The organism is Streptomyces sp. NPDC006544, assembly GCF_040611715.1.
GTDB lineage: Bacteria > Actinomycetota > Actinomycetes > Streptomycetales > Streptomycetaceae > Streptomyces.
On sequence record NZ_JBEXOV010000070.1, the window covers coordinates 1 to 12,869 of the forward strand.

Here is a 12,869-nt window from a genome sequence, read left to right on the forward strand (position 1 = left end):
ACGGCTCCAGCCTTGCCCACTGTGCATCCGTCAGATCTCCACGCGCCACACCATGATCATCACCGATCAAGATCCACTTTCGCAACAGACCCTAGTCATGAGGATTCCAATGGCACTCCCCAAGTACGACCAGATTGCCGGCGACCTGCGCGGGCGCATCGTCCGTGGCGAGCTGGCCCCCGGCGCCGCGCTGCCATCGGAGCGGGAACTCACCGAGCGGTGGACCGTATCCCGCTCCACCGTGGTCAAGGCGCTGGACCAGCTGCGCACGGAGGGGCTGGTTGAAACACGACAGGGCACCGGATCCACCGTGCGCGAGCGCATGCCCCTCGCCCGGACCGCTGGCGAGCGGTACGCCACCGCCCTTGCCACCGGGCACATTTACACGGCCGGCGAGCACGCGGCCATCACCGGTGCTGCGCTGGTGGCCGCGCCGGAGGACGTGGCTGCGGCTCTCGGTATTGCCGTGGGTGACGAGGTGGTACGCCGTGACCGCGTGACGTACGAAGGTGAGCAGCCGGTAGCGATGTCGAGCAGCTGGTTCACCGCCGAGGTCGGCGAGGCGGCGCCGCGCTTGCTGGCCCGCGAGCGCGTCCGCGAGGGCACCACCCGCTACGTCGAGATGCAGACGGGGCGCACGCCGCATTCCGCTCAGGACCGGTGGACGGCACGCCTGGCGGAGGCTGAGGAGTTGGCCGCGCTGGCCCTGACCGCTCCGGCTGCGGTGTCAGAAGTGCGCCACACCGCGTACGACGCGGACGGTGCGCCCCTGACCTACGAAGTAGGTGTGGCCCCGGGCGGCCGGTGGGCTCGGACGGAAGAATATCCGCTGGGACGCTGACCCTGCGTCAAAGCCCTGCGCCCCCGGTCCACTCGGCCGGGGGTTTCTTCTTGCCCGCGCCCCCTTGACCTGACTGGTCCACCGGTGGACCATGCATGTACGCCCTGCGGTTGGGGCGACACCGTACGTCACCCGACGTTAGGGAGCATCGCCATGGAAGTCCGCGAGACATCGGCCGACAAGGGGTTCGAGCACGTCGGCCACCCGCTCCTGCACCAGCAGGTCCGAGACCCCAGCAGCGACCGCGAAGGCCGGCTGATGGCCGTCGTACGCGAGCCGCTGGGCAACTTCGGCGGTCGGCAGCAGTACTCGCGGACCGCGTACGTCCGCGGCGCCGACGGCGTCGAGTTCACCGCGGCACCCGACCTGCTGGAGCAGGTGTGAGCGCCGTCGGCCAGACGTGCGCCCGGTGCGGCCGCGTCATCCGGGCTGGCGGCGACGAGGTCATCCCACACTCGGCGTCCGGCGCACGGCCGACCAGCTACCTCCACGACATCCGGGACCCGGCCTGCCGACCCGTCACCGTCCAGGACCGCAGGTGAGCGACGAGCTCGCGCGTCAGCTTGCGTACGTCCTGATCGTCCTCGGCGTCCTCGCCGCGATCGTCCTTGGCACCCACTGACCCCCGCCTCGGCTCCCCGGATTTGGTTCCCCCCTTCGGGTGGCCGGGGCGGGTCTGCACCACCGCGCGACCGCACATCAGAGAGCCTGGCCGAATGGCCTGGACCTGCCCGAATTGTAATAGCGCCCACGCAATCGCCTACATCTGGAATGACGAGGGATACCACCCGATGCCGTGTTTCGGCTGCGGCCTGAGACTCCGGCGGACGGTGGGGCGTCACACCCTCGACCAGACGTCGGACTGTGGCCGCCCGTACTGCCGAGGCCACGTGACCGCCGTGTACAGCCCCAGCGACGCTGGCGTCGTGCGCGTGGATTCGTCGCCTCTCATCCCTTGCTCTGCCTACACGATGGAGTCTGACCATGCCTCAGGTGATCGAGAACATCGGCTGCCCGACCCCCGGCTGCGGGGGCTCCCGCGCTGACGTCTGGGAGACCGATGAGAACGGCAACAAGCTCGCCCGCGTAGGTGCGATCCCCTGCGGTAAATGCGGACAGGGCGGCTGACCCCCTTGGACCGCCCCGGCTGGCACCCCCCGGCCGGCCGGGGCTACTCCCCGTCGGCTAGTCGCTGGTCGAGTCGCACTACTGTCTGACTTGACCTGGCGTTTTGGCCAGAATGCACGACATCCGGACATGACTTTCAGTCAGTACGGTGACTCCATGACGAACCAGAGCCACCCGTTCCGCTTAGCTTCGGGCTAGTCCCGTACGAGGTGCGCGAGCGGCACGCCGATGGCGTCCGCGATGAGGATGAGCGTGTCGAGGAGGGGTGATGCCTGGCCTTGCTCGATGCGGACGTAGGTCGCGCGGTCCATGCCTGCCCGCAGGGCCACGCTCTCCTGTGTGAGGTTTCGCTCGAGGCGGGCGGCCCGGGTTTGCTCGCCGATGCGTCTCCGCCGGGCGAGGACGTGATCGGGCAGTGGTACTGGGCGTGGCACCCGTCCACGCTGTCGTGATCATGAATCGATGTATGTAGGGTGCACCCTACATTGCGTGATCTTGCATATATGCGGGCATCAGCCTGCACATAAGACCGGCCCTCCCAGTCCTGCCCCCCAGGCGGCGGGAGCGGCCAGCGGGGCCCCTGCCTGCCGGCGGGGGCCCTGCTTCATTTCCACGCGATGCGCACTGAGTCCGGGTCCCAGTACCCGCCGCCCGGCTGGCGGCCGAGGCGGGCCCGGTGGACGGTCACGGTCATCAGGTACGAGATCACCGCCCGCTTGCGGGACAGGTCGAGTCCGTTCCACGCCTCCTCGACGTCCTCCGCAGTGAGGAGAGCGGCCACCGGATTGACCTTGACGGCCCGCGACAATACTTCCTCCGCCGCAGCGATCCGCTGGCGGGCAGTCTCGGACGCCAGAGTCCACGACCGCATATCCAGCTCTCCGCGCCCCAGAGCGGCCGCCAGGCCGTCCAGGATGAGACGCGCCTGCCTCCGGTCCTCCTGGGCCCCCCGGACGTCCACAGGGTCCTCACGGGCCGCCAGGAGCTCTGATGCGTCCGGGAGCGACAGGCGGTCGAGCACCGCGAGCTGCACCACGTCGTCAACGAGGCTCCGCCGTCGCGACACATGCTTCTGTGTGCGGCACCGGTAGTTCAGCATCCGGTCCCGGTCAGGATGGGCGCTACGGCTCCCGTCTGCGGACGACATCATGGTGTCGCCGCACGTGCCGCACCGGTAGATGCCCGTGCCGAGCGCCACCCGCGCGTTCCCGGCAGGGCCGACTTTGCGGCTGGGGTCCGTGAGCAGCGCGACGACGCTCCGCCACGTCGGCTCATCGAGCGCCGCCGGCCACTGCGCGGCCCCCACTTCCTCGCCGCGATGGACGATGATCCCCGCGTTGCGGGGCCGTAGCAGCATCTTGCGGATCTCAGAAGACCCCCACTCGCCGCCGGTGCTGGTGCGGACTTCCGCGGCCGCCCATTCCCGCCTGATCGAGTGCAGCGACGCGCCAGCAAGAACGCTTCTCGCTGCGTGCCTGATGAGCTCCATCTCGGTCTCATTGGGCGTCAGTCCGTCGATCTCCCAGCCGAAGGGGCGGCGGCCGCCGAAGTGCTTGCCCATCTGCGCCATCTGGTCCCGGGCGCGCTTCTGTCTTTCAACCATGCGCTCGACTTCGTACCGGGCCTGCACGCCGAGCTGGCGGGCGATCATCCGTCCGGTGGCCGTGGTGAGGTCCAGGTGGCCCGCCTTGACCGTGCGGGTCTCGACACGGCGCGGCTCGCAGATGTCGATGTACTTCTCAAGCTCGGCGGGCGACCGGTGGAGGCGGTCGGTGTGCCAGGCAATGACGCACTCTCCGGCGCCGGCTTCGAGCCCCTGGAGCATTCGGATGTAGTCCGGCCGCGGCTTGCCCGAGTAGGCGCTGAGGTCGTTGTCCTCGAAGACCTCGATGACGCGGTACTCGGTGTCGCCGTTGCTGAGCTGTCCGGCCAGGGCGTAGCCGTCTTCGATCTGACGGTCACAGCCGAGGCCGGCGCCCTCGCGGTCTGAGCTGATGCGGGCGTAGAGGTAGCAGCGGACGACGCGGCGTCCCGGCGGGCCCGAGTTCTGTGGCTCCATGCCCCCCATGCTGGCACTTTAGATCCGCCTTAGATAGGCCTTCGCCAGATCGAAGCCTGCGCCCGACTTCGGTACCGAGGCGGGACTGAGGCCGACGGTGAGCTTCTTCTGCGGCCAGGAGGCGCCGGAGTTCACCACGGCCGCCCGGACCCGGTCCCGGCTCTCGACCAGGGTCTTGTCGGGCAGCCCCACCAGGGTGAAGGCGGCGACCCCGGGCTCCAGGTCGGCCTGGACCTCCACCACCACGCCCTCGACGCCCACGAGGGCGACCGAACAGGCTCGCGCGAACCCCATCAGGCGGCCCCCCTGATGTGCTCCACCACGGGCGCACCGCGCCGCGGCAGCAGGATCCCGACCAGGTCGATCCGCACCCCGCCCGGGGGCGGTCCGCCGTGATCGGCCATCCACCGCCCGGCGAGCCGCCGGAGCCGCTCGGCCTTGCCGGGCCGCAGCGCGGCCATGGGGTGTTCGAACTCCCCCGCCCGCCGGGTCTTCACCTCGCACACGACGAGGGCGTCCCCGTCCCGGGCGACGATGTCGATCTCCCCGCTCCGGCACCGCCAGTTCCGCGCGATGACGGTCATCCCGGCCTCGGCGAGCCGCCGCGTCGCGAGCTCCTCGCCGTACCGTCCCAATGCCTGCTGTGCCACGCCCTTCGCGTCCATCCGGCACCACCTCCGGTACCGACGGTCCCGCGTGCCCGCCCACCCGGTGGATCTTGGTGGACAACCAGGGCATTGTGGAAAACCCCCTCACCCGTGCGGGTGAACCGTCCGGGTCGGGGCCGGGTCCGTCCCGCTCCCCGGACGCGGCGCCGGACGCCGCGGCCTAGCTCCCCGGAAGTTCGAGATCGCTCTTGTTGAGCTCCTCGATGTTCACGTCCTTGAAGGTCAGAACCCGTACCTGCTTGACGAACCGGGCCGGCCTGTACATGTCCCAGACCCACGCGTCGGCCATCGAGACCTCGAAAAACACCTCGCCCTGGACCGAGTGCACCTGCATCTCGTAGTCGTTGGTGAGGTAGAAACGGCGTTCGGTCTCGATCACATACTTGAACAGCCCGACGACGTCGCGGTACTCCCGATAGAGCTTCAGCTCCATCTCGGTCTCGTACTTCTCGAGGTCCTCGGCACTCATGGCATGTTCCCCTTCAGCCGTGCGTCCCCCTATTGTGCGCCAGGCCCGTGCGCCCCTAAACGATTTCCGGGGCCAGGTTCACGGGCGCACCCGGGGGACCGTCGTCGAGCAGCCTGCGGAGCAGCTCTGGGAGTCTGGTCGGGTACACCGTCTCACGGGCCGCCAGAAGTTCCTCGGAGGTCCACCACCTGGCCCCGGAGACGCTGCGCCGCTCGAGCTCCGTGAAGCCGCCCGTCGCGGTCCGCGTCCGGGCCGTGCGGGCCAGGAAGTACCACTCGTCCTGCTTCCAGCGGCGCCCGTCGAAGGGGAACTCGCAGTAGCGGTGCCACAGCACCGGCCCGAGTTCCACCTCGGTGATCCCGGTCTCCTCCGCGAGCTCGCGCAGCGCGGCCTGCTCCCGGGTCTCGGAGCCTTCCAGGCCGCCGCCCGGGGTGAACCACCAGTCGTCCGCCGGATCGTCCGGCTCGAAACCGTGCAGGAGCAGGATCCGGTCGGCGGGATCCAGCAGGATCACCCGCGACACCTTGCGCGGCCCGTCAGCGGACACCGGTCCGCTCCCTCCTCCGTCCGCGCCCAAGGGCCCGTGCGACCGGGCCGTAGGCGGCTCCGAGCACCACCAGGGCGGCTCCGGCCGCCACGGCGACCACCTGGAGCCGCAGCGGCCCCGCCTTCGAGATCCCGCCGGGCAGGGCCGCGTAGCCCGCCGGCCGCTCCAGCATCGTCTGGGAGGGCCACGCCAGGGCGTCCACTCGGGCGCTCACCGCCGACCGGTCCACCGTGCCCTGCCCGGCCTCCTCGAGGTGTGCCCGGGAGTCGATCGAGGCCCCGCGCCGGTCGCCCAGCAGGAACAGTTTGCCCTCGGGCACCGTCACCTCGAACGGGGTCCGCGAGGCGGAGCCGCCCGGCGCGTCCGCGACGTCGAGCTCCTCCTTCTCGATGTACGGCTCGTCGAGCTCCTTGCCGTTCAAGGTGATCCGGCCGCCGTCGCCGCAGCACTTGACGGTGTCCCCGCCGATGCCCACGACCCGCTTGACCATCGGCGAATCGCTCCACTGCTCGTCCTTGAAGATGACCACGTCACCTCGGCGCACCTCGGCGCCGTCGATGCGCTGGGCCAAGACCCGGTCCCCGGGCTTCACCGTCGGCACCATCGAGTCGGTCGGCACCGTGTACGGCTGGTACACGACGGCTCCCCACACGAACCCGCCCAGGAAGAGCGCAAAGCCGATGGCCACGGCGAGTCCCGACAACATGTTGCCAAGACCGCCGCGGCCATCGCCGTCACCTGCTCGTATTGCTCGTGTTCCGCCCATTGCAGCGCCCCCACCTTCGGAGATCGTCGACCTGGGCGGCACCCTACCTGCCGGTACGCCTCGCGGTCAGCTCGCGCCGGCGCCACAGGACGACCGGCACCGCGCCGACGAATCCGAGCGCGGCGGGGCCGAGCCCGACGGGCGCCAGTCCGGAGGCGCCGAGACCGAGCGCGGCGGCCTCGGCCTGCGTGCCGATGCCCGGCTGGTCGAAGGTCTCCGGGATCGGCAGGGTGGACCAGCGGGTGACCGGCCACGCGACCACCACGGCCCGCCCGACGACGTCGCTGACGGGTACGAAGCCCTTGGTGGGGTCCTGCTGGTGGTACCGGGAGTCCTGGGAGTTCTGCCGGTGGTCGCCCATCACCCAGATCTTGCCCTTGGGCACGGTGATGGGGCCGAAGGGGAAGTCGTCGCAGGGGGTGTTGCCGGGGTAGATGTACGGCTCGTCGAGCTCCTTGCCGTTGACGACGACCGGTCCCCCCTTCTTGCACTCGACCGTGTCGCCGCCGACCGCGATCGTCCGCTTGATGAGGTCCTTCTCCTCGGCGGACGGCATGAGGCCGATGGCGCTGAGGACCTTCTGCGCGATGTTGGGCTCCGGCGTGGACTCCCCGCTCAGCCAGTTCGCGGGGTCGTGGAAGACCACGACCTCACCGCGCTCGGGCTCCGAGCCGAACCACGGCGTCAGCTTGTCCACGAGGACGCGGTCGCCCCGCTGCAGGGTGTTCTGCATCGAGTCGGACGGGATCGAGAACGCCTGCACCAGGAAGGTCTTGATCAGCAGAGCCAGCAGCAGGGCGATTCCGATCAGGAGCGGCAGCTCCTTCCAGAAGGATCGGTGCGGGCGGACCGCCACGTCGTCCTTCGCGCCGTCGTCGTGCTTGACGGCATCGTGATCGACGGCGTCGTCCGGCTGCTCGGCACCCTCGTCACGTCCGGACCGTGCACCCACCGCCACATCCCCCACGTCTACTCCTCATTCGGAAATTGCAAGCCCGGCCGGATCAGGCACGGGCCCTCCCCTCCCTAACGAGCGGGAGTTCCCGAAGGCGCGGGAGACCGGGAACACACTATGCGAACGAGGCGTCTTGAGGGCGCCGACGACGCGTACGGCGTGCACGGCGTGCCTGGTCGGGCACCATGCGGAAGGTCGCGGGCTGTTCCAGGCGCCGCCAGTGCCCGAACGGCCATGCGATAACGACCGCCTGACCGACCACGTCCTCCTCGGAGATCGTGCCCTGGAAGGCCTCGTCGAGGTGGTAGCGGGAGTCGGCCGAGTTCGACCGGTGGTCGCCCATGACGAAGAGCCGCCCCTCGGGCACGTGCACCTCGAAGGGGATCTCCGAGGGCGCGTTGCCCGGACTGATGTACGGCTCGTCGAGCGGCGATCCGTTGACGGTGACCCGGCCCCGGGCGTCGCAGCACTTCACGGTGTCCCCGCCGGTCCCGATGACCCGCTTGATCACGTCCTGCTCGTCGGCCGAGGGCAGCAGGCCGATGAAGGTGAGGGCCTGCTTGACCTGCTTGACGCCCACCGGGTCCGGAGCCGGGCGGGCGCTCTCGCCGCCGAGCCAGCCCCCGGGGTCCTTGAACACGACGACCTCCCCGCGCTCGGCCTTGGCACCGAACCACGGGGTCAGCTTGTCGACCAGGACCCGGTCGCCGATCCGGATCGTCTGCTCCATGGAGCCCGACGGGATGAAGAAGGCCTGCACCAGGAAGGTCTTGAGGATCAGGGCGATGCACAGCGCGACCACCACCAGCAGGGGCAGCTCTCCGGCGCGGCGGGTACGCCGCCTGCGCCGGACGCGCCGGGCCAGCCGGCGCCGGTCGGCGCGGCCTCCGGGCTCCTGCGCCGGGCCGCCGCCCTGCTCCGCCGCGCGGCCGCCCCCGGTGGCCCCGGAGGCCCCGGTGGCCCCGCGTCCCGGTTCCGGATCCGCGTCCCCGTCGCGTCTCGGACGGCCCCGGCTACCCACGTCCGCCGCCCGCGGGCGACACGTGGGCCCATCGCGAGACCGGCCAGCCGATCCAGTCGGCCCGCCCGATGACCTTCTCCACCGGCACCATCCCCCCGCCAGGTTCCCCCAGGTGGTCCCGGGAGTCCCGGGACTGGGAACGATGATCGCCCATGACCCAGAGGGTCCCGAGCGGTACCACGATCCGGAAGGGCACCTTCGACGCCGTGTCCCCGGGGAAGAGGTACGGCTCGTCCAACGGCACCCCGTTGACCTTGATCCGGCCGTTCGCGTCGCACGCCACGTCGTCGCCGCCGACTCCGACGACCCGCTTCACGAAATCGGTGTCGGACGGTTCGGCGAGCCCGAGGGCCGAGCCCACGCCGTGCAGGGCCTCACCGATCGCGCTCCCGGTGGGACCCTCCGGCACGAAGGAGCCCGTGCCGTCGAAGACCACGACGTCACCGCGCTGCGGCGTACCGCCGAAGCGGTACGCCAGTTTGTCGACCAGCACCCGGTCCCCCACGGCGAGCGTCGGCTCCATCGAGCGGCTCGGGATGAGGAACGGCTGGAGGACGAAATTGCTGAGCAGCAGCAGGAAGACGGTACAGATCACGCCCAGCAGCCCGGCCCGGCGCCAGGTCAGCCAGCCCGCCGCGCGGGAGCCCTGCTCGCCGGTCCCGGAACCACCGGTCGCGGAACCACCGGTCGCGGAACCACCGGTCGCGGAATCACCGGTGTCCGGCGCGTCGGGAGCCGGCGCGCCAGCCGCTTCGGAAAGCACGAAACGCGACCGCCCCTCCCCCTCGTCGGGGAAAGAGTGGCCGCGCTGCGTGTGAGGTGCTTCGGTGTCCATCGGGGGCGAGCCTATCCGCCCGCCCGGGGAACGCCGAGAGCAGATCAGCGGTCGCGCTTCTCCTTGATCTTCGCGGCCTTGCCGCGGAGCTCACGGAGGAAGTACAGCTTGGCGCGACGCACGTCACCGCGGGTGACGAGCTCGATCTTCTCGAAGATCGGGGAGTGGACCGGGAAGGTACGCTCCACGCCGACGCTGAAGGAAACCTTGCGGACGGTGAAGCTCTCGGAGACGCCAGAGCCCTGGCGACGGATGACAACGCCCTTGAACTGCTGGATACGGGAGCGGTTGCCCTCGATCACGCGGACGTGCACGTTGATCGTGTCACCCGGGCGGAAGGCCGGGAGGTCCGAGCGGAGCGTGGCGGCGTTGACGCCATCGAGCAGGTGAGACATGTAATTCGTCTGCTTTCTTCGCATGACGCCACAGGCCGCCGATGCGGGGTTTCCGTAGAGAGTCCGGGTGCCGCGGAACTCGGCGGGCGACTGTCCCCCTGTGGCAGGGGCGCACGCGAGCACACAGCAGCCGCCTATTCTTCCACGGCCTGCGGCCTACGCCAAAATCGGCCGTCGGCGGACGGCTGCCAGCCGAGGATGCTCAGCAGCTCGCGGTCCTTCTTGTCGAAGGAGGAGGCCTCGCAGCGCTCGATCAGGTCCGGGCGGTTGCGCGCGGTCCGGCGGAAGGCCTCGTCGCGGCGCCACCGGGCGATCTTGCCGTGGTGCCCGCTGACCAGCACGTCCGGGATGCCGCGGCCGCGCCACTCCGGCGGCTTGGTGTAGACGGGCCCCTCCAGCAGGTTCGCCATGTCACCGGGCGCGAAGGAGTCGTCGCGGTGCGACTCGGCGTTGCCGAGGACCCCCGGCAGCAGCCGGGCCACGGCCTCGGTGACGACCAGGACGGCCGCCTCGCCGCCGGCCAGGACGTAGTCGCCGATGGAGACCTCGTACACGGGGACGCGCGTGGCGTACTCGTCCATGACCCGGCGGTCGATGCCCTCGTACCGCGCCGGGGTGAAGATCAGCCAGGGGCGCTCGGAGAGTTCCACGGCCAGTTCCTGGGTGAACGGCCGGCCGCTGGGGGTGGGGACGACCATGACGGGCCCGTGCGCGCCCGCCTCGTAGCCGTCGGCCATCGCGGCGTCCAGCGCCTCGCCCCACGGGTCGGTCTTCATGACCATGCCCGGGCCGCCCCCGTACGGGGTGTCGTCCACCGTGTTGTGCCGGTCGTACGTCCACTCCCGCAGGTCGTGGACGTGCACGTCGAGCTGCCCGCGCGCCCGCGCCTTGCCGACGAGGGAGACGTTGAGCGGCTCCAGGTACTCCGGGAAGATCGTGACGACGTCGAGACGCATCAGGCGCCGTCCCCGGCGGGCTTGCCGGCCTCGGCGTCGCGCTCGGACGCGATCTCGGCGAGGTCGTCGATCAGTCCCGGCGGCGGGGTGATGACACAGCGCTGCTCGGCGAGGTCGATCCCGGCGACGATCTCCTCGACGAAGGGGATCATCACCTCGGTGCCGTCCGGGCGCTCGACGATGAAGAGGTCCTGCGAGGGCAGGTGGGAGATCTCGGTGATCCGGCCGATCACCGTGCCGTCCTCGAGGGCGACCTCGAGGTCCATCAGCTGGTGGTCGTAGTACTCGTCGGGCTCGGCCGGCAGCTCCGCCGGGTCCACATCGGCGATGAGCAGGACGTTGCGCAGCGCCTCGGCGCCGGTGCGGTCCTTGACTCCCACGAAGCGCAGCAGCAGCCTCCCGCTGTGCACCCGGCCCGTCTCCACGGTCAGCGGTCCCGCCGACGCCGGTTCGGTCTGGAGCACGGCGCCGGGCCCGAGCCGCTGCTCGGGCTCGTCGGTCCGCACCTCGACGGTGACCTCACCCTTGATCCCGTGGGCGCGGCCGATCCGCGCGACTACCAGCTGCACTGTGTGTCTCTCCTGTTCAGACGACGACGGGCCGGGGCGGGCGGTATCGCCCTCCCCGGCCCGAGCCGGTCATTCAACTTTTCAGCGGACCTGGTCCACGTCGACGAGGTCGACACGGATACCGCGGCCGCCGATGGCACCCACGACGGTACGCAGAGCACGTGCGGTGCGGCCGTTGCGACCGATCACCTTGCCGAGGTCGTCGGGGTGGACCCGAACCTCGAGCACCTGCCCGCGGCGCAGGTTGCGCGAGGCGACCTGCACTTCGTCGGGGTTGTCCACGATGCCCTTCACGAGGTGCTCAAGAGCCTCCTCGAGCATGCTCAGGCCTCGGTCGACTCGGCGGTCTCGGCCTCAGCCTCGTCCGCCTTCTTGTCGGCCTTCTTCGCCTTCTGCGTGATGGCTTCGCCCTTGCCCTCGCCGATGCCCTCGAGGGCCTTGGCGAACTCGTCGAAGGAGCGACGCTTGCTCTCCTTCGTCACCGGCTGGAGCAGCGGCGCGGGGGCCGGAAGGCCCTTGTGCGCCTGCCAGTCACCGGTCAGCTTGAGGATGGCGAGCACAGCCTCGGTGGGCTGGGCGCCGACCGACAGCCAGTACTGCGCACGCTCGGCGTTGACCTCGATGCGCGACGGGTTGTACGTCGGGTGGTAGATACCGATCTCTTCGATCGCGCGACCGTCCCGACGGGTACGGGCGTCGGCGACGACGATGCGGTAGTGCGGCTGGCGAATCTTGCCGAGGCGCTTGAGCTTGATCTTGACTGCCACTGGAGTGGTGTCTCCTGAACTTGACGTGGTTGGGCACATGAGATGCCACGTGGGGTTGCGGTACTCGGGTGCCCGATGGACGCGTCAGCCGGAGGAGAGAGGGGTCCTATGCGACTGTCGAGTACAGCTGTCCATTGTGCCATACGCCCGAGTCGCCTCGCCCTCCCGGTCAGGAGGCGAGGGCGGACACCGCCGTCTCCGGAATGCGGAACGGCTTCATGCAGCCGCCGCACACGATGGGCGCCTGGGCCAGCACGGACGGTACGACCCGTACGTTGCGACCGCAGTCACACACCGCCTTGACGCGGACCCCTCCGCCGGAGGAGCCGTGCCGGGCGGCCGGGCCGCGGAAGCTGCGCTTGGTGTCGGCGGCCGTCGCGACCGTGTGGGCCCTGAGCGCGCGCTGGAGGCGCTCCATGGTGGGGCGGTAGCGCTTCTTCGCCTCCGGGTTGAGCGAGACCAGGGAGAAGCCGCTGCTCGCGTGCGGCTCGTCGACGTGGTCCAGCCCCATTTCCTCGGCGATCGCGAGGAACCTGCGGTTGTGGTAGCGGCCGGCGCGCGAGGTGTCACGCACGCCGCGTGCTGCGGCGATGCCGTGGACTGCCTCGTGCAGCAGTCGCTCGAAGGAGAGCTCGGCGCCACAGGCGGACGAGGACTCTCCGATCAGGGACTCGGGCGCGGCAAGGTCAGGCAGCTCGGAGTGGTACCGCTGAATATCGGCCCACGCCTGCGCCAGCTCTGCGGCGAGAACAGGGGGTGTCGTGCTCACGTCGTGACAACGAGCCGGAGTGCCCCGGTGTTCCGATTCCGGGCCATTCCAAATTTTTTGCACGTACCAGTCAGTTCAGTCTCATGCGTCCCGACGAGGACGGGTGCGCAGATCTCAGGAGGAG

18 protein-coding genes and 2 pseudogenes are annotated in these 12,869 nt (G+C 70.0%); 3 read left to right on the forward strand and 17 right to left on the reverse strand.

Annotated elements, in window-relative coordinates:
* Window positions 1–841, forward strand: an 841-nt coding sequence (locus ABZY44_RS27020) for a GntR family transcriptional regulator (RefSeq protein WP_356658155.1), incomplete at its 5' end; no start/stop codon positions are given.
* A gap of 153 nt (window positions 842–994) precedes the next feature.
* Complete coding sequence (locus ABZY44_RS27025) at window positions 995–1,225, forward strand: hypothetical protein (protein ID WP_356658157.1); 231 nt, start codon at window positions 995–997, stop codon at window positions 1,223–1,225.
* Between the two features lie 97 nt (window positions 1,226–1,322).
* On the opposite strand, the gene ABZY44_RS27030 is transcribed toward ABZY44_RS27025, so the two are convergent.
* Window positions 1,323–1,460 carry a hypothetical protein gene (locus ABZY44_RS27030; protein ID WP_356658159.1) on the reverse strand — a complete coding sequence of 46 codons (138 nt, stop codon included), beginning with the start codon at window positions 1,458–1,460 and terminating at the stop codon, window positions 1,323–1,325.
* Between the two features lie 365 nt (window positions 1,461–1,825).
* Between ABZY44_RS27030 and ABZY44_RS27035 the strand changes: the two genes are divergently transcribed.
* Window positions 1,826–1,969 (forward strand): hypothetical protein, encoded by a 144-nt coding sequence (locus ABZY44_RS27035; protein ID WP_356658161.1) that lies wholly within the window; start codon window positions 1,826–1,828, stop codon window positions 1,967–1,969.
* 194 nt (window positions 1,970–2,163) lie between these two features.
* Here ABZY44_RS27035 and ABZY44_RS27040 read toward each other — a convergent pair whose 3' ends face one another.
* The 16 genes and pseudogenes from ABZY44_RS27040 to ABZY44_RS27115 all read right to left on the reverse strand — a co-directional run bounded on the left by ABZY44_RS27040 (window position 2,164) and on the right by ABZY44_RS27115 (window position 12,745).
* Entirely contained in the window at window positions 2,164–2,403 is a 240-nt protein-coding gene (locus tag ABZY44_RS27040) for a helix-turn-helix transcriptional regulator (protein WP_356658163.1), read from the reverse strand.
* A 170-nt stretch (window positions 2,404–2,573) separates the two neighbouring features.
* Window positions 2,574–4,028, reverse strand: a complete 1,455-nt coding sequence (locus ABZY44_RS27045; RefSeq protein ID WP_356658165.1) for a recombinase family protein — start codon at window positions 4,026–4,028, stop codon at window positions 2,574–2,576.
* A 42-nt stretch (window positions 4,029–4,070) separates the two neighbouring features.
* A pseudogene (locus ABZY44_RS27050) lies at window positions 4,071–4,322 on the reverse strand (magnesium chelatase domain-containing protein); the annotation flags it as partial.
* Window positions 4,322–4,693: a YraN family protein gene (locus ABZY44_RS27055; RefSeq protein WP_356658167.1), complete on the reverse strand. Its 372-nt coding sequence runs from the start codon at window positions 4,691–4,693 to the stop codon at window positions 4,322–4,324. The gene ABZY44_RS27055 and the pseudogene ABZY44_RS27050, both read right to left, overlap by 1 nt.
* 163 nt (window positions 4,694–4,856) lie before the next feature.
* Complete coding sequence (locus tag ABZY44_RS27060) at window positions 4,857–5,165, reverse strand: DUF2469 domain-containing protein (protein WP_005311352.1); 309 nt, start codon at window positions 5,163–5,165, stop codon at window positions 4,857–4,859.
* A 55-nt stretch (window positions 5,166–5,220) separates the two neighbouring features.
* Window positions 5,221–5,712: an NUDIX hydrolase gene (locus ABZY44_RS27065; RefSeq protein ID WP_356658169.1), complete on the reverse strand. Its 492-nt coding sequence runs from the start codon at window positions 5,710–5,712 to the stop codon at window positions 5,221–5,223.
* Window positions 5,702–6,478: a signal peptidase I gene (lepB, locus tag ABZY44_RS27070; protein WP_356658171.1), complete on the reverse strand. Its 777-nt coding sequence runs from the start codon at window positions 6,476–6,478 to the stop codon at window positions 5,702–5,704. The genes ABZY44_RS27065 and lepB (ABZY44_RS27070) overlap by 11 nt, the downstream gene beginning before the upstream one ends.
* A gap of 43 nt (window positions 6,479–6,521) precedes the next feature.
* Window positions 6,522–7,436 (reverse strand): signal peptidase I, encoded by a 915-nt coding sequence (gene lepB, locus ABZY44_RS27075; protein ID WP_356658216.1) that lies wholly within the window; start codon window positions 7,434–7,436, stop codon window positions 6,522–6,524.
* Window positions 7,408–8,319: pseudogene (gene lepB / locus ABZY44_RS27080) on the reverse strand (signal peptidase I); the annotation flags it as partial. The gene lepB (ABZY44_RS27075) and the pseudogene lepB (ABZY44_RS27080), both read right to left, overlap by 29 nt.
* 127 nt (window positions 8,320–8,446) lie before the next feature.
* Window positions 8,447–9,217 carry a signal peptidase I gene (gene lepB, locus ABZY44_RS27085; RefSeq protein WP_356658173.1) on the reverse strand — a complete coding sequence of 257 codons (771 nt, stop codon included), beginning with the start codon at window positions 9,215–9,217 and terminating at the stop codon, window positions 8,447–8,449.
* 116 nt (window positions 9,218–9,333) lie between these two features.
* Complete coding sequence (rplS, locus tag ABZY44_RS27090) at window positions 9,334–9,684, reverse strand: 50S ribosomal protein L19 (RefSeq protein WP_215031523.1); 351 nt, start codon at window positions 9,682–9,684, stop codon at window positions 9,334–9,336.
* Window positions 9,685–9,818: 134 nt separating this feature from the next.
* The gene (gene trmD / locus ABZY44_RS27095; protein WP_356658176.1) at window positions 9,819–10,640 is read right to left on the reverse strand and encodes a tRNA (guanosine(37)-N1)-methyltransferase TrmD; all 822 of its coding nucleotides are present in this window, start codon (window positions 10,638–10,640) and stop codon (window positions 9,819–9,821) included.
* Window positions 10,640–11,209 carry a ribosome maturation factor RimM gene (gene rimM / locus ABZY44_RS27100; protein ID WP_356658178.1) on the reverse strand — a complete coding sequence of 190 codons (570 nt, stop codon included), beginning with the start codon at window positions 11,207–11,209 and terminating at the stop codon, window positions 10,640–10,642. The genes trmD and rimM overlap by 1 nt, the downstream gene beginning before the upstream one ends.
* 81 nt (window positions 11,210–11,290) lie before the next feature.
* Window positions 11,291–11,530: an RNA-binding protein gene (locus ABZY44_RS27105; protein ID WP_030011889.1), complete on the reverse strand. Its 240-nt coding sequence runs from the start codon at window positions 11,528–11,530 to the stop codon at window positions 11,291–11,293.
* A gap of 2 nt (window positions 11,531–11,532) precedes the next feature.
* Window positions 11,533–11,976 (reverse strand): 30S ribosomal protein S16, encoded by a 444-nt coding sequence (gene rpsP, locus ABZY44_RS27110; RefSeq protein WP_356658180.1) that lies wholly within the window; start codon window positions 11,974–11,976, stop codon window positions 11,533–11,535.
* Between the two features lie 169 nt (window positions 11,977–12,145).
* On the reverse strand, window positions 12,146–12,745 hold the full coding sequence (locus tag ABZY44_RS27115; RefSeq protein WP_356658182.1) for a hypothetical protein: 600 nt from the start codon (window positions 12,743–12,745) through the stop codon (window positions 12,146–12,148).
* Window positions 12,746–12,869 lie beyond the last annotated feature (124 nt).

Excerpts from the sequence above, each read along its gene's own strand:
- ABZY44_RS27025 (WP_356658157.1), top strand. The coding sequence starts at position 995 with ATGGAAGTCCGCGAGACATCGGCCGACAAGGGGTTCGAGCACGTCGGC.
- rplS (WP_215031523.1), bottom strand. The coding sequence starts at position 9,684 with ATGTCTCACCTGCTCGATGGCGTCAACGCCGCCACGCTCCGCTCGGAC.
- ABZY44_RS27045 (WP_356658165.1), bottom strand. The coding sequence starts at position 4,028 with ATGGAGCCACAGAACTCGGGCCCGCCGGGACGCCGCGTCGTCCGCTGC.
- ABZY44_RS27035 (WP_356658161.1), top strand. The coding sequence starts at position 1,826 with ATGCCTCAGGTGATCGAGAACATCGGCTGCCCGACCCCCGGCTGCGGG.
- trmD (WP_356658176.1), bottom strand. The coding sequence starts at position 10,640 with ATGCGTCTCGACGTCGTCACGATCTTCCCGGAGTACCTGGAGCCGCTC.
- lepB (WP_356658171.1), bottom strand. The coding sequence starts at position 6,478 with ATGGGCGGAACACGAGCAATACGAGCAGGTGACGGCGATGGCCGCGGC.
- ABZY44_RS27060 (WP_005311352.1), bottom strand. The coding sequence starts at position 5,165 with ATGAGTGCCGAGGACCTCGAGAAGTACGAGACCGAGATGGAGCTGAAG.
- ABZY44_RS27105 (WP_030011889.1), bottom strand. The coding sequence starts at position 11,530 with ATGCTCGAGGAGGCTCTTGAGCACCTCGTGAAGGGCATCGTGGACAAC.
- ABZY44_RS27055 (WP_356658167.1), bottom strand. The coding sequence starts at position 4,693 with ATGGACGCGAAGGGCGTGGCACAGCAGGCATTGGGACGGTACGGCGAG.